An 18593-nucleotide genomic window follows, 5' to 3' on the forward strand; every position below is an offset into this window, starting at 1 on the left:
AAGTCCCCCAGCTTTTACGTCCGCCCAAATGTAAGGATCACCATGATCGAGGCACACGGCCTCTCGAAACGCTACGGCGCCAAAATTGCCGTTGACGACGTTTCCTTTACTGTCCAGCCGGGCAAGGTCACCGGCTTTCTTGGCCCAAACGGCGCCGGCAAATCAACCACCATGCGCATGATCGTGGGCCTGGACCGGCCCACAGGCGGTGCCGTCACTGTCAACGGAAAACCCTACAAACAGCACAAGGCACCCCTGCATGAAGTCGGTGCACTGCTCGATGCAAAGGCCGTGCACACCAAGCGCTCTGCGTACAACCACCTGCGCGCGCTCGCCGCCACCCACGGCATCTCCAACAAGCGGGTCAACGAGGTCATCGAACTGACCGGGCTGGGTCCCGTGGCGAAGCGGCGGGTCGGCGGATTCTCCCTGGGCATGGGGCAGCGGCTGGGTATCGCCGTCGCACTTCTGGGGGACCCTCAGACGCTGATTTTCGACGAACCGGTTAACGGACTGGATCCGGAGGGGGTCCTCTGGGTCCGCAATCTGGCCAAGGGCCTGGCATCGGAGGGACGCACCGTTTTCCTCTCCTCGCACCTGATGAGCGAAATGGCCGTCACTGCGGACCACCTGATCGTGATTGGGCGGGGCCGGATCATTGCAGACGCACCGATCAGAGAGATTATTGCCGGGCAGGACAAGATCCGCACGCTTGTGCGCACGGACCAGCCGGAGGAACTGCGCCGGGCACTCGAGAACCGGGAAACCTCGTTTACACAGCTGGAACCGGACCTGCTGGAAATTACCGGCCGGGAACCACGCAGCATTGCCGAGGCCGCCCTGGCCCGGCAGATCCTGATCTATGAACTGACTCCCCGCCAGTCCTCGCTTGAAGAGGCGTACATGGAGCTGACCCGGGACCAGGTCGAATACCAGTCACAGGCCATCGAACAGCCCCAGGCACCGGCCCCCGCAGCCGAGGCCACCTTGACCAGCGGCGGAGGAAAGTCAGCATGAGCATCCAGACAGCACCAACACCGGCTCCCACCCGGAGCCGGGACGGCTCGGGCCTGAGTTTCGGACGAATTCTGCGTTCGGAATGGATCAAGGTCACCACCGTTCCCTCCACCGTGATCCTCCTGGCCATCACCCTCATTGTCATGGTGGGGCTCAGCGCCCTCTATGCCTGGCAGATAGCAGTGTCGGTCGACTTCATGGCGGATGCTTCTCCTGAGATGCAGGCCCAGATGGGCGGCGGCATGGAGATGCTTCGTGAACAGGCGCTGATGGCACCTGCCAGTGGATACATCTTCGGCCAGCTGCTCATCGCCTCGCTGGCGGTTGTCCTGATCGCCTCGGAGTGGGGCACCGGCATGATCCGGTCCACCATGGTTGCCGTGCCCACCCGGATCCCTGCCCTGCTGGCCAAGAACCTGGTCATTGCCCTGATCGCGTTTATCCTCGGTGCCGGCGCGGCGTTCATCTCCTACTTCATTGCTCAGCCAATCCTCGGTGCCGAAGATCTGGACTTTGCGCTGACTGACGAGGGCGTACTGCGCTCCATCCTGAACACCGGAACCTATCTGGCGTTCATTGCCGTGATCTCCATGGCCATCGGCACGCTCCTGCGCAACACCGCCGGTGGCGTCGTGACGGCCATCGGACTGTTCTTCGTCTTTCCCGTCATTATCGTGAACCTCATTCAGGGGCTCGCTGACTGGATTCCTGATGCCGCCCGCTTCCTGCCCACCAACGCCGGGGATCGAATGCTGATGTTCCCGGCCGAGACCGCCGGGCAGCTCAATCCGCTGGAAGGCGGCCTTGTCATGGCGGCCTGGGCCGTGGCGCTGCTCATCATCTCCCTGCTCGTGGCCAAACGCCGCGACGTCTAGGGGCACACTCTTCGGGGACGGAGGCGGCGGAAGAACGGCCGCCGCGTCTGTCTCCGGATTCCTTTCAGGGCACGGAACTCCTCCACAGCGGGGAGTTCTTGTGTTTAATCCGTTGGCGCTCCACGGTTTCGGGCAGCCATTACGCGCGCAGAGCAGGCTCTGGTTGAATCGGAGTATGCCTGATGCAATGGATCACATTCACGACCTCGGCGCCTTCGTCAGCGCCTCACCCTCCAGCTTCCACGCGGCCCGCGAGGGCGCGCGCCGCCTCGCCGCCGCCGGATTCACCGAACTCGACGAAAGCCTGGACTGGCCGGCGGAGCCCGGAAAATACCTCGTCGTCCGGGACGGAGCCCTGATTGCGTGGATTGTTCCGCAGGGAGCCGGATCCGGAACAGGGTTCTCAATCCTGGGCACGCACACCGACTCGCCGTCCTTCAAACTCAAGCCGCGCCCCACCACCGGCCGGCTGGGCTGGCTCCAGGCCGGCGTCGAGGTTTACGGCGGGCCCCTGCTCAACTCCTGGCTGGACCGCGAGCTGCAGCTTGCCGGGCGTCTTGTCACACTGGACGGCGAGGAACACCTGGTGGAAACCGGGCCGCTGATGCGTTTTCCGCAGCTGGCCATCCATCTGGACCGGTCCGTCAATGAAGGACTAAAACTCGACAAGCAGCAGCACATGAACCCGGTGTGGGGGCTCGGGGATCCCTCCGCCGCTGACCTGCTGGAGCTGCTGGCCGCACGTGCCGGTCTGTCAGCGGACCAGGTCGGCGGATATGACATCGTGGCGGCGGATACGCAGGAACCCCGCACCTTCGGCGCCGACAGCGAATTTTTCGCGTCCGGCCGGCTGGATAACCTGTCCTCGGTGCATGCCGGTCTCACGGCGCTGATTGCCGCAGCCCAAACCAAGACGGACGGGTCGATCGCGGTGCTGGCTGCCTTCGACCACGAGGAGGTGGGCAGCGGCAGCCGCTCCGGCGCCGCCGGGCCGTTCCTCGAGGATGTGCTGAACCGGATTTCCGGCGGGCTGGGCGGATCCGCGCTGGACCGGCAGCGGGCCTTCGCGGGTTCGTTCTGCATTTCCGCCGACGCCGGCCACGCCGTGCACCCGAACTACGCCGAGCGCCACGACCCCGCCAACCATCCCGTGCTCAACGGTGGGCCGCTGCTCAAGATCAACGCCAATCAGCGGTACACCACAGACGCTCCCGGCGCGGCGCGCTGGGCCGGGTTGTGCCGGCAGGCCGGCATTCCGTACCAGGAGTTCGTTTCGCACAACTCCATGCCCTGCGGCTCCACCATTGGGCCGCTGACCGCCACCCGGCTGGGGATCCGGACAGTCGACGTCGGCATTCCGCTGCTGTCCATGCATTCGGCCCGCGAAATGGCCGGCGTGCAGGACCCCTTCCACCTGTCCCGGGTGAGCGAAGTGTTCTTTACCGGGTGATGCCCGGCCGGAAACCTGCCGATGTCCGGGACTACCACGTCCCGAGCACCTTCCGGCGTCCGGTAGACTAGCTAAGTCTGTGCTGTCGGCAATGCTGACGGCTTTCCCGCTGCCTGGTCACCCAGATCCGGCGGGATGACAACGCAAAAGAACCTCCTGTTACGGAAATGCCGTGACCGTATAGCCCAAAGGAGGTGGGTTCACAAATGCGTGCTTATGAACTGATGGTTATCATCGACCCCGAGGTAGAAGAGCGTACAGTCGAGCCTTCGCTCGACAAGTTCCTCAATGTTGTCCGCAACGATGGTGGAACCATCGACAAGGTCGACATCTGGGGCCGTCGCCGCCTCGCCTACGAAATCCAGAAGAAGGCTGAAGGCATCTACGCAGTGGTTAACTTCACCGCGACGCCTGCAGCTGCCGCTGAGCTTGACCGCCAGCTGAGCCTCAACGAGACCATCATGCGCACCAAGATCATCCGCCCGGAAGAGCAGAAGATCTCGAAGAAGGATGCCAAGAAGGCCGCTAAGGCTGAAGCTGCAAAGGTTTCCGCAGAGTAATTTCTGCAAACCAAACCGAAATCAGGAGGCAACATGGCAGGCGAGACAACTATTACCGTCGTCGGCAACCTAACGAATGATCCGGAACTCCGGTTCACGCCGTCAGGTTCGGCAGTGGCTAACTTCACCATTGCCTCGACTCCGCGGACCTTCGACCGCACGTCAAATGACTGGAAGGACGGCGAAACGCTGTTCCTCCGTGCATCTGTCTGGCGCGAAGCCGCTGAGAACGTGGCCGAATCCCTGACCAAGGGGACGCGTGTTGTTTGCCAGGGCCGCCTGAAGTCGCGTTCGTATGAAACCAAAGAAGGCGAAAAGCGCACCGTTATGGAGCTTGAGGTCGACGAAATCGGCCCCTCGCTTCGGTACGCTTCCGCGAAGGTCACCCGCACCCAGCGCTCCGGCGGCGGTGGCGGCGGCTTTGGCGGTAACAGCGGAAACTCCGGAAACAGCGGCTTCGGCGGCAATTCCAACCCTGCATGGGGCGGAGGCCAGCAGCAGCAACAGGCTGCACCGGCCGAAGATCCCTGGGGCGCTCCCGCAGGCGGCGGCAACGCCGGCGGCTGGGGCAACGGACCGGACTCCAACGATCCGCCCTTCTAAATCTCCACCGAAGAGCGGCGCATCCCCTTTCGGGGAACGTGCCTCCCTTCACTCCTGCGCCCCCGGGCGCAACCTCAGACGGCATTCGCCGTCGAGCCCATCCCGTGGAATGATCCACGGGCTCCACTAGACATAAGGAGCTCCACGATGGCTAAGGCTGAACTTCGCAAGCCCAAACCAAAGTCCAATCCCTTGAAGGCCGCTGACATCACTGTCATCGACTACAAGGACGTAGCATTGCTGCGCAAGTTCATTTCCGACCGCGGAAAGATCCGCGCCCGTCGCGTAACTGGCGTAACCGTGCAGGAACAGCGCAAAATTGCACAGGCAATCAAGAATGCCCGTGAAGTTGCTCTCCTGCCGTACTCCGGCGCTGGCCGCGGCTAAGGAAAGGAACCTAACTCATGGCAAAGCTCATTCTGACCCACGAAGTAACCGGTCTCGGCGCTGCCGGCGACGTCATTGAGGTAAAGGATGGTTACGCACGTAACTTCCTTCTGCCCCGTGGCTTCGCTCTGACCTGGACGAAGGGTGGCGAGAAGCAGGTTGAGTCCATCAAGGCTGCCCGCGCCGCCCGCGAGCACGCTTCCTTGGAAGATGCTCAGAAGCAGGCCGCTGCACTCTCCGCCAAGCCGGTCACGCTGGCCGTCAAGGCCGGCGAGTCCGGTCGCCTCTTCGGTACGGTCAAGGCCGCCGATGTTGCTGCTGCTGTCGAGGCTGCCGGCCTCGGCACCATCGACAAGCGCAAGGTTGAACTGCCGACTCACATCAAGTCGGTTGGTTCCTTCCAGGCCAACGTTCGTCTGCACGACGACGTAGCTGCTGTCATCGACCTCAACGTCGTAGCCAGCTAGCACGGCCACCAGCACGCCGTCAGGCGTGTGCCGAGCGCCCTCCGCCCTAGTGGCGGAGGGCGCTTTTGCGTCCTGGGACCGGCTGTGGATATCAACTGTGGATATCAACTGTGGATATCGACTGTGGAAATCGGCTGAAACCGGGGATAACCACGGCCCGTATGTGCATTCCGGCCATCTGTCAACCTGCAAGTATGGGGTGAATGTTGAGAAAAAATACTCTCTATGCACAGGTGTGGACGAACGTTTCCCCTAGTCAGAGCGGTATTTGCTCAAAAATGAATAGTTTATCCACACCCTTATGCCCAACCTGTGCACAAGACACGCCCAGTTATGCACACCTTCTCCACAAGGGCTGTGGATAACTCGTTTGGGAGCAGGGGGTTTGAGGGCTACGGTTGCGGGGGAATCCCTTCTGATCGAGTCCTTGCCACCGCTGGGACGGCGCCATTCCACACCGGCGGCCGCCGCACGCCAAAGTGTCACCGCGGCGGGATAGACCTGAATCAGCTGCCACCTGGCAGGGATCGCACCACAGCAGTACCTTGGGAAAGGGTTACACAGTGTCGCTCATGCATACTGACGCACCGGCATCGAGCTCCAGCTCCGACTTCGCGCGCACACCGCCGCAGGACTTGGTTGCCGAGCAGTCGGTCCTGGGCGGCATGATGCTCTCCAAGGACGCCATCGCCGACGTAGTGGAGGTTCTCCGCGGCGTCGACTTCTACCGCCCGGCGCACGAATCGATTTTCGAAGCCATTATCGACTTGTACGGCCGCGGTGAGCCCGCTGACGCCGTCACCATCTCCGATGAGCTGACCAAGCGCGGCGAAATCAGCCGCATCGGCGGGCCCGCCTATCTCCACACGCTCATCCAATCCGTGCCCACGGCTGCCAACGCCGGCTTCTACGCCGAAATTGTCCGGGAGCGCGCCGTCCTGCGGCGCCTGGTGGACGCGGGCACCAAGATCGTGCAGCTGGGTTACTCAGGCGACGGCATGGAGGTGGACGACATTGTCAACGCCGCCCAGGCCGAGGTGTTCGCCGTCGCGGAGCGCCGCACCGCCGAGGACTATGTGCCCCTGAAGGACATCATCGAGGGCACCGTTGATGAAATCGAAGCTGCCCAGCACAAGGGCGAGGGCATGACCGGCGTGCCCACCGGATTCTACGAACTCGATGAATTGACGCAGGGGCTCCACCCCGGACAGATGATCGTGATCGCCGCGCGGCCTGCAGTTGGTAAATCAACCTTCGCCCTGGACTTCGCCCGCTCGGCCGCCATCAAGAACAACATGACCACCGTCTTCTTCTCGCTGGAAATGGGCCGCAACGAGATTGCCATGCGCCTGCTCTCCGCCGAGGCCACCATTGCGCTGCAGGACTTGCGCAAGGGAACCATCAAGGATGAGCAGTGGGGCAGGATTGCCACCACCATGGGCCGCATGAACGAGGCGCCGCTGTTCATTGATGACAGCCCCAACATGTCCCTGATGGAAATCCGGGCCAAGTGCCGGCGGCTGAAACAGCGGCACGACCTAAAACTCGTGGTCCTCGACTACCTCCAGCTGATGTCCTCCGGAAAAAAAGTGGAATCGCGCCAGCAGGAAGTCTCCGAGTTCTCCCGTGCCCTGAAACTGCTGGCCAAGGAACTTGAAGTCCCCGTTATCGCCCTGTCGCAGCTGAACCGCGGTTCGGAGCAGCGAACCGACAAGAAGCCCATGATTTCGGATCTTCGTGAATCCGGCTCCATCGAGCAGGACGCCGACATGGTGATCCTGCTCCACCGCGAGGACATCTACGACAAGGAATCCCCGCGCGCCGGCGAGGCTGACGTGATTGTGGCCAAGCACCGTAACGGTCCCACCAAGACCATCACCGTGGGCTTCCAGGGCCATTACTCCCGCTTCTCCAACATGGCCGTTGAGGGCGGCTCGGGCTTCTAGTCCGGCGTCGCGCCCCGGGTTTCCCGGCGGCGCTTCGGGCCGGATGCTCCCGCCCACTAGAATTGGTACCGCCGGTCTGCGCCCACACGTCCTTCGCCAGCCGTCCCCCGACCAGTTCTTTCCAAGGAGTATTCCGTGCCCAAGTCCAAACCCCGCAAGAAGGCGGCAGCCAAGAAGAAGCAGGCCCGCCGCAGCGAGCACGAAACGAATCTGCTCTTCGGCAACACCCCCACCTTCGTCAGCGACGAGGGCGAGGAACTGCTCACGGCCCGCGGCTGGATCAGCGAGCGAAGCCAGCCCGGCGGAGCCGACCAGGGCGATGCCTGGTACTGGATGCCGTCACAGCTTCCCGCCTACCTGGAGGAGGGTGAGCCCGTCCCCACTTCCGTATACCCCTTGGAAACCGGATTTGTCAGCCAGCTGGCGACGGCGGATGGCTCGGTTCCCCCCGAGGCGCAGACCGAATACGCATCATTGGAAGAACTTGTCGCTGACCTTGACCGGCTGGAGGGTTACCGCGTTCCCGGGGACTCCTGGACCGTGCTCGGCGGCGGACCGGGCCCAGATGAAACCCCGGACGATCTCATCGACAGCATCGCAGAGGAATGGGAACTGGTTGCCGAGCTGATCCACTTCCCCTACAGCGACGAGCCGGGACCGCGGTCCTTCGACGCCGTGGAACAGGCCTTCAGCGAGGGCAGGCTGACCGCGTACGCGTACCGCTCCGTCCTAGCCGGCCGGGGAATGCCGGTGCCGGACCCCTCAGGAGAGTGAGCCGCACCCTCCGGCGGTGGCAGCTGATCCTTGTTGCCGTGGGGACGGGAAGAAACTAGCATCGGAACCATGCTGCTTTCCTGATTGATCCGCGCCCGCCCGAGGCCGGCCCCGGACCCCCTGCGTCAGTGCAGGCCGGTCACGGTGCCCGATATGCCCGGCGGGCGGCAGTTTCCAGGACACCAGGAACCACCATGGCCGCATTCCGCCGCACCGATGTCAGCACCGCTTCTTCCCCCGCCGATTCCCCGGCAGCTTACCCCGTGCAGTCCCATTCCCCCGTACAGTCCCACACCGCCGTGCCAGCCGGCCGCGGCAGCCACCTGCGCCTTGATGGCGTCAGCTTCGGCTACCCGGGCCGCCGCGTGCTCACCGACGTTTCATTTTCCGTGTCCGGGGGCAGCCGCACCGGCCTGATCGGGGAGAACGGGTCGGGGAAATCCACGCTGTTGCTCATCGCCGCGGGACTGCTCGCCCCGGACGCCGGCTCCGTGGCCCGCCCGGCTTCCCTGGGCCTTTTGCGGCAGGAGCTGGTGCCGGCACCCGGGGCAACGTTGAACGACGTGCTGGAAGCCGCCGTCGCTCCCGTGCGCGGGCTGGAACCACTCCTGGAACAGCTGTCCGCCCAGCTCGCCACGGCGCCGTACGGCGGGGCAGTTGCCGACGCCTATGACACCACGCTTCGAGAGGCCGAAGAGTGCGGTCTGTGGTCCCTGGACGCCCGCATCAGCGAAGTCCTCGTCGGCCTGGGCCTGGGCGGGCTGGATCGGAACCGGTCCGCCCGCAGCCTGTCCGGCGGCCAGCGGCGCCGTCTGGCCATCGCGGCCCTGTTGCTGGAGCGGCCCGCTGCGCTCCTTCTGGATGAACCCACGAACCACCTGGACGACGACGCCGTCTCCTTCCTGGCAGCCGAGCTGCGCACCCTGCGGGGGCCGCTGCTGATGGCAAGCCATGACCGGTGGTTCCTGGACGCCGTGGCGACTGACCTGGTTGATCTCGACACCGCATCCGGAGCGGAAAGCCACGCAGGTCCAGCCGTGCAGGGCAGGCGCTACACCGGCGGCTACACGGACTATCTTGCAGCGCGCTCCGCCGCGCGCCGGCGCTGGCACGATGCCTGGGAGGCGCAGGAGGCGGAGCGCGCAAGGCTCACGCGCATCGCCGACGTCGACGGACGGGAGATCTTTCACACCACGGTTCCGCGGACGGAGGCACGGGGCGCGAAAAAGTTCTACAGCGACCGGGCCGCGAAGACCGTCGGAGGGCGGGTTCGATCCGCCCGGCGTGGGCTGGCGGACTTGGAGCGGTCGGCAGTTCCGGAGCCGGCGCAGCCACTGGTTTTCCGCGGAATGACCAGGGCCGGCGCCGGGGGCGGGATATCCCCGGCAGCGGAAGCGGAGATCCTGCGCCTGCAGTCCGTGGGGGTTGGCGGCAGGCTGCGTCCGGTGGACCTGGTGGTACGGGCCGGGGACCGCCTGCTCGTGGAAGGCGGCAACGGTGCGGGAAAATCCACGCTGCTCTCGGTGCTGGCAGGCTCGCTCGCCGCAGAGCACGGCGAGGTGCAGCGTGCCCCGCAGCTCAGCGCCGGCCTGCTCCTGCAGGAGGACCGGTGGCCCGATCCGTCGCTTTCGGCAGCAGTTGCCTACCGCTCCCGGCTGGACCATCCGGAGGAGGCGCCCGCGCTTGCTGACCTCGGGCTGCTGCGCCCGGGCGAGGAGCAGCAGCCGCTGGCCGAACTGTCGCCGGGCCAGCGCCGCCGCGTGGCCTTGGCTGTCCTGGCGGCCGAGCCACCGCAGCTGCTGCTGCTCGACGAGCCGACCAACCACCTCGCGCTGTCCCTTGCCGAGGAAGTGGAACAAGCCATCAGCACCTACCCCGGAACAGTTGTGGTGGCCAGTCATGACCGGTGGTTCCGGCGGCGGTGGAGCGGCCGGCGCTTTAGTCTCTAGCGGTTCATCCTGCCGGTGCGCCGTCCTCCGCTGTGCTGCAGTATCAGAGGCCGGAACCGCGCGTCGGCGTGGCGTCGTGGCTTCGGCTGGACGCAAGCTGCCAGGGCACGCTGGCGACCATGATGCCGGGTTCAAAGTGCAGCCGGGCCTTAATGCGCAGCGCTGTTTGGTTGTGCACCAGCTGCTCCCACCAGCGCCCGACGACGTACTCGGGGATGTAGACGACAAACAGTTCGCGCGGGGCGGTCCGCCGGGCCTCCCTCAGGTAATTGAGGACGGGAGAGACTGTCTCCCGGTATGGCGAGGACAGCACGGTCAGCGGCACGGGGATCTGCATCCGCTCCCACTCCTCCATGACGCGTTCGGTGTCCTCCGGGTCAATGTCGACAATGATGGCGTTCAGGCTGGATGGGCGTGACGCACGGGCATACGCCAGGGCCCGCAGGGCGGGCTTGTGGACCTTCGACACCAGGATCACGGCGTTGACCCGCGAGGGGAGGGCCAGGCCCTGGTGGTCGTCCTCCACGGAGAGCTCACGCGCCACCGAGTCATAATGCGCCCTGATGGTGAACATCATCAGGTACAGCCCGCCCATGGCCAGCAGGGCTATCCAAGCTCCATGCGTGAACTTGGTGACGAGGACAATCAGCAGCACCAGTGCCGTCATGCCGAACCCGACGGCGTTAATGGCCCGCGACCGCTGCATCCGGTGCCGCGCTTCGGGGATCCGCTCCGTCCGCAGCTTGGCGGTCCAGTGCCGGATCATGCCCAGCTGGCTGGCGGTAAAGGACACAAAAACGCCAACGATGTACAGCTGGATCAGGCGGGTGACATCGGCGTCGAAGACAAAGATCAGCACCAGGGCTCCCAGTCCCAGGGCGATGATGCCGTTGCTGAACGCCAGGCGGTCGCCGCGGGTGCGCATCTGCCGGGGGAGGAAACCGTCCTTGGCCAGGATGGAGGCGAGCACCGGGAACCCGTTGAACGCGGTGTTCGAGGCGAACACCAGGATCAGCCCGGTGGCGGCCACCACGATGTAGAAGGGGATGCTGCCGTTGCCGAAGACCGTTTCCGCCAGCTGACTGATGACCGGATGCTGCACGTACTCGGGCCCCACGGGGCTGCCGTTGAGCGTCAGCTGGGTGGCCGGGTCCTGAACCACACGGACCTCGGTGGCGCTGGCCAGGGACAGGATTCCGGCCAGCATGGAGGCGGAAACGACGCCGAGCAGCAGCAGGGTTGTGGCCGCATTGGTGCTCTTGGGCTTGCGGAACGTCGGCACGCCGTTGCTGATGGCCTCAACACCGGTCAGGGCAGCAGCGCCCGAGGAGAAGGCGCGCAGCAGCAGAAATGCTCCGGCCAGGCCCACCAGGCCGTCATCCAACCCTGACTCGGGGACCAGGTCAAAGGCCGCCGACGGCGAATCTGCGAGGTTTCCGGTAGCCGCCTGAAAGGCGCCAAAAGCGCACATGCCCAGCACTGACGCCATAAACAGGTACGTGGGGACGGCAAACAGTGCGCCGGCTTCGCGGATGCCGCGGAGATTCACCAGGACCAGGACCGCCACCCCGACGGCGGCGATCGGAGCCTGCATCCCATTGAGTCCAGGGACCGCGGTGACCAAGTAATGGGAGGCCGAGGACATGGACACCGCCACCGTGAGGACGTAATCGACCAGAAGGGCGGATGCGACGGTCAAGCCCGCCGGTTTGCCCAGATTGCTGCTGGCAATCTCGTAATCCCCGCCGCCGGACGGATAGGCGTGCACATTCTGGCGGTAGGACGCCACCACCGTCAGGAGGACCACCACGACAGCCAGGCCAACCCACGGCGAAAGGGTCACGGCGGTCACCCCGGCCAGGGCCAGAGTGAGCAGGATTTCGTCAGGAGCGTAAGCCGCTGAAGAGAGGGCATCGGACGCATATACGGGAAGGGCGATGCGCTTGGGGAGAAGTGTGCGCGAGAGCCGTTCATTGCCGTACGGACGCCCGACAAGAATGCGCTTTAACGCATTGAAGAATGTGAGCACGTGGACAAACCCTAGACCCGGCTCCCGCGGCTGTCCATAAGGCGGGGTTGTGCCGGATATGACCTTTCGCACAACCGGACGCAGGCCTTATAGCAGATTGGCTTGTTCCAGCGGATTTCGAAACGGTAACGATTGAGTGTGATTCATACCAATTTGGATTCGCTTGAGGTTCCGGTGCCATGTCCCCTACGGTGGTTAACGGTTCGGAAAAGACCGAACCCCCAGTCGGACCAAATAGATGTCCGGCGACCAGGCTGGCACCGTTCCAGGTGCAGCCGCACGCTCGGTGCCTCGAGCCACCAAATGCCGTCACTTTGCCAGGCACCGTAACCATGCCCTCGATTCATCATGGGCTGGCGGCAGCGTAGGGAAGCCCCGGGAGGGGTGGAACGCCGGTGGGCCCTGGGAGCAGCCACACTAATGACCAAGTCTAAGATCAGCCGAAACGTGCGCCGGGGACTTGCTGTTGCAGCCATCTCAGGTGCAGGCCTCGCCCTGACCGCAGTACCGTCCCAGGCTGCCGACCCGAGTACGTGGGATGCACTAGCACAGTGCGAAAGCGGTGGTAACTGGAACATCAATACCGGGAACGGGTTCTCCGGCGGATTGCAGTTCACGCCGAGCACCTGGGCTGCCTTCGGTGGCCAGGGTGATCCCACGTCCGCCAGCCGGGAACAGCAGATTGCCGTGGCCGAACAAGTTTTGGCCGGCCAGGGCTGGGGTGCCTGGCCCTCCTGCTCCGCCCAGCTGGGCCTGTCCGGCGGTGCCACCGGCTCGGTGACCCCGCAGAGCCAGACGGTGACCCCGCAGGCCGCGCAGGAATATGTCGCTCCGCAGACCACTCAGGAATACGTGGCTCCGGAAACGACGCAGCAGTACGTCCCGGAAGCACCGGTCCAGGAAACTGTCCCGGTTGAGACCTACACCGCCCCGCAGCCGGCACCGGAAGCCGCAGTGCCGCAGACCCAGGTCCTGCCCGAGGCACAGGTGACCGCACCGGCACCCGTGCAGGCTCAGGCTCCTGCGCTGAGCGGTGAAACCTACACGATCCAGTCCGGCGACACGCTGTCCATCATCGCCGAGAAGCTGGGCATCCAGGGTGGCTGGGAAGCGCTGTACAACGCTAACGCCGACTCCGTCATCCACCCCGACCTGATCTTCACGGGCCAGGTACTGCAGCTGCCGGCCTAAGCACCGGTCCTGCAACACCTCACGGACACCCGCTGAACCGCGGGTCCCGTCAACAGGAAGGCACTGCGCCACTATGGCGCAGTGCCTTCCTGCGTTTAAGGACCGTCTGCGTTGAGGGCCTGTCTTCCGGCCGGTTCCGGACCCTGGTCGGCTGCAGCGGCGGCTACCCTCCGGCGACGGATTGCAGGATCAGCACCTCTGCTCCCGGCGGAACGGTGCTGGCCAACCCGTCCAGGGTCCGCAGTTCCTCTCCGTCAATGTAAACGTTCACATAGCGGCGCAGCTGGCCGGCCTCATCCCGGATGCGGCGCTCCAACCGGGGGTAGTCCAGCGCCAGCCCGTCCAGCAGCTGGGCTGCGGTGAGTTCCGCCCCGGCGGCACGCTCCAGTTCACGGTGCCCTTCGGCGGCGGCGGAAAGCGCCGCCGGCAGCACGAGGCGCACCGGTGGGGCAGCCATCAGGCCGGATCCGCTGCAACTATTCCGGCCCGGACACAGAGCACGTCCGGCAGGTTTCCGGCCACCAGGGAGAAGGTGTCGCCCTCATCCGCGCTGCCGAACACCTGGCCTCCGCGGGTGCCAAAATAAACACCGGCCGGTTCGCCGTTGTCCACGGCGGCGGCATCGCGGAGCACGGCATTAAAGTCAGTCTCGGGCAGGCCCCGGTCCTGGCGGATCCAGGTTTCGCCGGCATCGGTGCTGCGGTACACCGCGGGATGGCCGTCCGGCGGGATCCGCTCGCCATCAGCCTTCAGAGGAATGGTCCAGATGGTTCCGGGCCGGGTGGGGTGGGCCAGCATGACAAACCCGAAATCAGCCGGCAGCCCTTCGGCAATCGAGATCCAGGAGTCCCCGCCGTCGTCGGAGCGGTACACGCCATGATGGTTCTGCACATAGAGCCGCCGCGGGTCGCCGGCGTCCCGGGCGGCTTTGTGCACGCACTGGCCGAACTCCGGGTTTGGATCCGGCAGGAAAGGTGCGGCGATGCCGTTGTTCCGGGGTGCCCAGGACGCGCCGCCGTCGTCCGTCCGGTACACGCCGGCCGTGCTGATCGCCACGTGCACGCTGTCATCGGCAGGGCTGGGCAGCACCGTGTGGGCTGCGGCGCCGCCGAAGCCGGCGCCCCATTCGCTGCGGTGCGGATGGTCCCAGAAGGGCTGGTTCATCTCAAAGTGCTCTCCGCCGTCGGTGGATTTCCACACCGAGATGGGTTCGGCGCCGGCCCACACCACCCCGGGCCGTTCCGCGCTGTCCGGCTGCAGCTGCCATACCCGGGCCAGCGCCTCGCCGGTGTCCTCCGGGAACCGCACGGCGCCGTCCTCGGGCTCGCTCCAGGTGGCGCCGAGATCATCGGAATGGACCACGCACGGCCCCCAGTGCCAACTCATGATGCCGGCGAGAATCCGCGGCGCAGCGCCGCGCGTGTCAATCGCCAGTGAGGCCACCTCTTCCATCAGGAAGTGCGGGCCGGTCACGTTCCACGTCTGTCGGTCGGTGCTGTCGGCCAGCCACAGGCCCTTCTTGGTGCCGATGGCCAGGACGGCGGTGTCCCCGTTTTTCATGCGAACATTCGACCACGCTTTGGGTACCCGGACAAGGCCCGGCCGGCGCATCCGACATGGAAATACTGGCTTCGCTCCGGTAGGTATGGGGGATGATCTTTCTGTATTCGGGCTCCCGGCATTCAGGCTGTGCCCGGTGATCTACATTGACCCGCCGCTGTGGCCGGCGCACAACACCGTGTTTTCACATCTGGTGTCCGACACGTCGGTGGCTGAGCTGCACAGCTTTGCCGCGGATGCCGGGATAGCCTTCCGCGCGTTCGACCTGGACCACTACGACGTCCCGCTCAGCCGATACCGCGATCTGGTGGAGCGGGGAGCGGTGGAGGTCGACGGCGGCACCCTGGTGCGCCTGCTGATCCGCAGCGGGCTGCGGATCAAGGCGCGGGAGCGCAATGCATCCCTGGTGCATCCCCTGCTCACCCGCTGGGATGCGCTGCTGCCGGGAAACCGGGAGCTGGGCGCGGAACTGCTGAACCGCTGGGGCGAACCGCACCGCCGCTACCATGACCGGCGCCACCTGCTGGCGGTCCTGGAAGCGGTGGAGCTGCTGTGGCCCCGTCCGCCGCGCGCGCTCCTTCTGGCGGCGTGGTTTCACGACGCCGTGTACCGGGGCGCGGCGGACGACGAGGAGCAGTCGGCGCGCCTGGCCTCCGTCCTCCTGGCCGAGGCCGGGATTCCGGTGACGGAAATCCGCGAAGTGGCGCGGCTCGTCCGGGTGACGGCGGCGCACGCCCCCGCGGCTGAGGATGCCGCAGGGCAGGTGCTGTGCGATGCGGACCTGTCCGTGCTGGCCCGGGAGCCCGCAGCCTACGCGCGCTATCTGTCCGACGTGCGGCACGAGTACCGCCAGCTGGCCGATGCCGACTTTGCCGCTGGACGGCGGCGGGTGGTCCTGGGCCTGCTCGCCCTGGAACCGATCTTCTCCACTGCCGCCGCCCGGGACCGCTGGGAAGAGCCGGCACGGCGGAACCTGGCCTCCGAGCTCGCTGCCGTCCCAGCGGCCGCCCCCTCAGCCGGTGGCGGAGGGGAGCGGACCGGCGGTGATTCGGGGGCCGGAAAAAAGTCCTAGAGTTCTACTGTGTGTATGGGACAGCAGGCGTGAGCGGCCGGCGCGAGCAGTGGACGGGACACGCCAGGGGCAGCCGCGGATACCGGGGGGTGCTCATTGGCCTGGCCGCCGCCGGCATGGCCACTTTTGCCCAGCTGTATTCGCTGCAGGGAGTGCTTCCCGGACTGGCGGCCGATCTGGACATTTCCGCATCCTCGGCGGCCCTGACCGTTTCCGCGGCCACTCTGGGGCTGGCTGCGGCCGTGATTCCGTGGTCTGCGGCCGCTGACCGGTTTGGCCGGCTTCCCATAATGCGGGTGGCGATTCTTGCCGCCGTCGTGCTGGGCCTGGCGGTTCCGTTCAGTCCCAACCTGCCCGCGCTGCTGATCCTGCGTTTTATCGAAGGCGCAGCCATGGGCGGGATCCCCGCCGTCGCCCTGGCGTACCTGAGCGAGGAAGTGTCCCGGGTGCATGCCGCTGTTGCCGCCGGCAGTTACGTGTCCGGCACCACGATCGGCGGTTTGGCGGGGCGCATCGTCGCTGCTCCGCTGAGTGACGCCGCCAACTGGCGGATCGGCGTCGGGGCTGTCAGTCTCCTGGCCGCCGTGGCCGCCGTGGTGTTTATGCTGACCGCGCCCAAACAACAGGGTTTTCTGCCGCTGCGGCGGACGGATCCCGGCCCGGGCCTGGGCGGACGGCTGCTGGCCCAGCTGCGCAATCCGCGGCAGGTGGGCCTGTACCTGCAGGCTTTTTTGCTGATGGGCGGGTTTGTGGCCGTGTACAACTACCTGGGCTTCCGGCTGGGTGCGGCACCGTTTTCGCTGCCGCAGAGCCTCGCCAGTTTCCTGTTCCTGGCCTACCTGGCCGGCACCTGGTCCTCCCGCGCCGCCGGGAGCCTCGCCGGCCGGCTCTCGGGCCGCGGCGGCCGCCGAACCGTGCTGCTGTGTTCCATCGCCGTGATGGCCGCCGGGCTGGCGCTGACGCTGGCCGCTTGGCTGCCCGCGGTCATCGCCGGACTGGTCGTGTTTACCGCCGGATTCTTTGCCGCGCACTCCATCGCCTCGGGCTGGGCCCCGTTCCTTGCCACCGAGGGGCGGGCCCAGGCCTCATCCCTGTACAACCTGTTCTACTACGCCGGTTCAAGCCTGCTCGGCTGGATCGGCGGATTTTTCTTCCAACTCTGGGGCTGGTCCGGGCTGAGCGCCTTTGTGGGAGTACTGCTTGCCGCTGCCGCAGCGGCGGCCGCCGCCGTGCTCACGCCCGAATCCGGACCGGCAGCGGCCAAGCCGGCCCTGGGAAAACCGTAGGCTGGTTCCGTGAGCACTTCTTCCTCCCAGGCCTCCACCCCGGCCCTGGGCCGGCGCATCCTGGCGCTGGCCGTTCCAGCGCTGGGCGCGCTCGTTGCCGAGCCGCTGTTCCTCATCGCCGACTCAGCCATTGTGGGGCACCTCGGCGTCAACCAGCTCGCCGGGGTGGGCCTGGCTTCCACGGTGCTGCAGACCGCCGTCGGCCTCATGGTGTTCCTGGCGTATTCCACCACCGGGACCGTGGCGCGTTACCTGGGCGGAAACCGGCACCGTGAGGCCGTGGCCGCCGGCCGGGACGGCATGGGCCTGGCACTGATCCTGGGTGTGGTGCTGTCCACCGCCGGCATTCTGGCCGCGCCGTGGCTGGCCTCGGCGCTGGGCGCAACCGGGGAGGTGCACCGGTATGCCGTGGATTATCTGCAGTATTCCATGCCGGGACTGACCGCCATGCTGGTGGTGCTGGCCGCCACCGGCGTGCTGCGCGGGCTGCAGGACACCCGCACGCCGCTGGCCGTGGCCGGTATCGGCTTCGCTGTGAACATTGGCCTGAACTATCTGCTGGTCTACGGCTTCAACCTGTCGGTGGCCGGTTCGGCGCTGGGCACGAGCATCACCCAGTGGGGCATGGCCGCGGTGTACCTGGTGCTGGTGGGCCGGATGGCGCGGCGGGCCGGCGTGTCCCTGCGGCCTTCCCCGGCGGGGATCCTCGCCACCGCACACGTGGGTTCCTGGCTGATGCTGCGGACGCTCAGCCTGCGGCTGGCCGTCCTGGCCGCGGTGCTGGTGGCGACGGCGCAGGGGCCGCAGTCCCTGGCCGCGCACCAGCTGGTGATGACCGTCTTCACCTTCCTCGCCTTCGCCCTGGACGCCCTGGCGATCGCGGCCCAGGCGCTCATCGGCAAGGAACTGGGAGCCGGGAACCGCTCGCTGGCCCGGGAGCTGACCCGGCGCATGATCCGCTGGGGTGTTGGCTTCGGCGTGATCACGGGGGTGCTGCTGGCTGCCGCAGCGCCTTTTGCCGGCTGGATTTTCACGCCCGACGCCGGGGTCCAGTCCGCGCTGACCGCCGGTTTGTGGGTGCTTGCGGTATCGCAGCCAATCTGCGGACTGGTGTTTGTGCTGGACGGCGTGCTCATTGGTGCCGGTGACGCGCGGTACCTGGCCCTGACCGGAGTGCTGAACCTGCTCGCTTACCTGCCGCTGCTGTGGTGGGTCCATGCTTCGGATCTGGAAGGGCCCGGCGGAATCGCCTGGCTGTGGGCGGCTTTTGCCCTGGGCTACATGGCGGCACGGGCAGCCACACTGACCTGGCGGATCCGGCAGGATGCCTGGATGGTCACCGGGGCGGCACCCCGGGCCGCAAGCGACTAAGCTGGTGGGTGGCCAACCGGCCATAGGACTCGTTATATGAAAGCGGAGGCTCAGCA

The 18593-nt window shown here is 66.0% G+C and carries 17 protein-coding genes; 14 read left to right on the top strand and 3 right to left on the bottom strand.

The genetic code is table 11. The features are described from left to right. The first annotated feature begins 42 nt into the window (after positions 1-42). The 10 genes from AAE021_RS15970 (at position 43) to AAE021_RS16015 (ending at position 10028) form a co-directional block, all read left to right on the top strand. Positions 43-1017: an ABC transporter ATP-binding protein gene (locus AAE021_RS15970; RefSeq protein ID WP_342023283.1), complete on the top strand. Its 975-nt coding sequence runs from the start codon at positions 43-45 to the stop codon at positions 1015-1017. Further along, on the top strand, positions 1014-1892 hold the full coding sequence (locus AAE021_RS15975) for an ABC transporter permease (RefSeq protein WP_341394511.1): 879 nt from the start codon (positions 1014-1016) through the stop codon (positions 1890-1892). Before AAE021_RS15970 ends, AAE021_RS15975 begins: the two co-directional genes overlap by 4 nt. 175 nt (positions 1893-2067) lie before the next feature. Further along, positions 2068-3342, top strand: coding sequence for a M18 family aminopeptidase (locus AAE021_RS15980; RefSeq protein WP_342023284.1), 1275 nt, complete (start codon positions 2068-2070; stop codon positions 3340-3342). Positions 3343-3548: 206 nt separating this feature from the next. Continuing rightward, entirely contained in the window at positions 3549-3902 is a 354-nt protein-coding gene (gene rpsF / locus AAE021_RS15985; RefSeq protein ID WP_152220935.1) for a 30S ribosomal protein S6, read from the top strand. Between the two features lie 33 nt (positions 3903-3935). Then, positions 3936-4505, top strand: coding sequence for a single-stranded DNA-binding protein (locus AAE021_RS15990; RefSeq protein ID WP_342023285.1), 570 nt, complete (start codon positions 3936-3938; stop codon positions 4503-4505). Positions 4506-4652: 147 nt separating this feature from the next. Continuing rightward, positions 4653-4892 carry a 30S ribosomal protein S18 gene (gene rpsR, locus AAE021_RS15995; RefSeq protein ID WP_003800144.1) on the top strand — a complete coding sequence of 80 codons (240 nt, stop codon included), beginning with the start codon at positions 4653-4655 and terminating at the stop codon, positions 4890-4892. 17 nt (positions 4893-4909) lie between these two features. After that, on the top strand, positions 4910-5359 hold the full coding sequence (gene rplI / locus AAE021_RS16000) for a 50S ribosomal protein L9 (protein ID WP_152220939.1): 450 nt from the start codon (positions 4910-4912) through the stop codon (positions 5357-5359). 572 nt (positions 5360-5931) lie between these two features. Next, on the top strand, positions 5932-7305 hold the full coding sequence (gene dnaB, locus AAE021_RS16005) for a replicative DNA helicase (RefSeq protein WP_342023286.1): 1374 nt from the start codon (positions 5932-5934) through the stop codon (positions 7303-7305). Between the two features lie 135 nt (positions 7306-7440). Then, on the top strand, positions 7441-8079 hold the full coding sequence (locus AAE021_RS16010) for a hypothetical protein (RefSeq protein ID WP_342023287.1): 639 nt from the start codon (positions 7441-7443) through the stop codon (positions 8077-8079). 194 nt (positions 8080-8273) lie between these two features. Then, on the top strand, positions 8274-10028 hold the full coding sequence (locus AAE021_RS16015) for an ABC-F family ATP-binding cassette domain-containing protein (protein WP_342023288.1): 1755 nt from the start codon (positions 8274-8276) through the stop codon (positions 10026-10028). A 43-nt stretch (positions 10029-10071) separates the two neighbouring features. Here the strand turns inward: AAE021_RS16015 and AAE021_RS16020 are convergent, their stop codons facing one another. Beyond that, positions 10072-12057 carry an APC family permease gene (locus AAE021_RS16020; RefSeq protein ID WP_342023289.1) on the bottom strand — a complete coding sequence of 662 codons (1986 nt, stop codon included), beginning with the start codon at positions 12055-12057 and terminating at the stop codon, positions 10072-10074. Positions 12058-12477: 420 nt separating this feature from the next. Here AAE021_RS16020 and AAE021_RS16025 point away from each other — a divergent pair, with 420 nt between their 5' ends. Then, positions 12478-13248 carry a transglycosylase family protein gene (locus AAE021_RS16025; RefSeq protein WP_342023290.1) on the top strand — a complete coding sequence of 257 codons (771 nt, stop codon included), beginning with the start codon at positions 12478-12480 and terminating at the stop codon, positions 13246-13248. A gap of 163 nt (positions 13249-13411) precedes the next feature. On the opposite strand, the gene AAE021_RS16030 is transcribed toward AAE021_RS16025, so the two are convergent. Together AAE021_RS16030 and AAE021_RS16035 are read right to left on the bottom strand one after the other, a co-directional pair. After that, entirely contained in the window at positions 13412-13705 is a 294-nt protein-coding gene (locus tag AAE021_RS16030; protein ID WP_342023291.1) for a MoaD/ThiS family protein, read from the bottom strand. Next, positions 13705-14808, bottom strand: a complete 1104-nt coding sequence (locus tag AAE021_RS16035; RefSeq protein ID WP_342023292.1) for an exo-alpha-sialidase — start codon at positions 14806-14808, stop codon at positions 13705-13707. Before AAE021_RS16035 ends, AAE021_RS16030 begins: the two co-directional genes overlap by 1 nt. An 85-nt stretch (positions 14809-14893) precedes the next feature. On the opposite strand from AAE021_RS16035, the gene AAE021_RS16040 reads away from it, so the two are divergent. Genes AAE021_RS16040 through AAE021_RS16050 form a run of 3 tightly spaced genes read left to right on the top strand, consistent with a single transcriptional unit; the run spans position 14894 to position 18537 of the window. Next, on the top strand, positions 14894-15880 hold the full coding sequence (locus tag AAE021_RS16040) for a DUF4031 domain-containing protein (protein ID WP_342023293.1): 987 nt from the start codon (positions 14894-14896) through the stop codon (positions 15878-15880). An 11-nt stretch (positions 15881-15891) separates the two neighbouring features. Continuing rightward, positions 15892-17166 carry an MFS transporter gene (locus AAE021_RS16045; protein ID WP_342023294.1) on the top strand — a complete coding sequence of 425 codons (1275 nt, stop codon included), beginning with the start codon at positions 15892-15894 and terminating at the stop codon, positions 17164-17166. Positions 17167-17175: 9 nt separating this feature from the next. After that, positions 17176-18537 (top strand): MATE family efflux transporter, encoded by a 1362-nt coding sequence (locus AAE021_RS16050; protein WP_342023295.1) that lies wholly within the window; start codon positions 17176-17178, stop codon positions 18535-18537. Positions 18538-18593 lie beyond the last annotated feature (56 nt).

Source organism: Arthrobacter citreus (assembly GCF_038405225.1).
Taxonomy (GTDB): Bacteria; Actinomycetota; Actinomycetes; order Actinomycetales; family Micrococcaceae; genus Arthrobacter_B; species Arthrobacter_B citreus_A.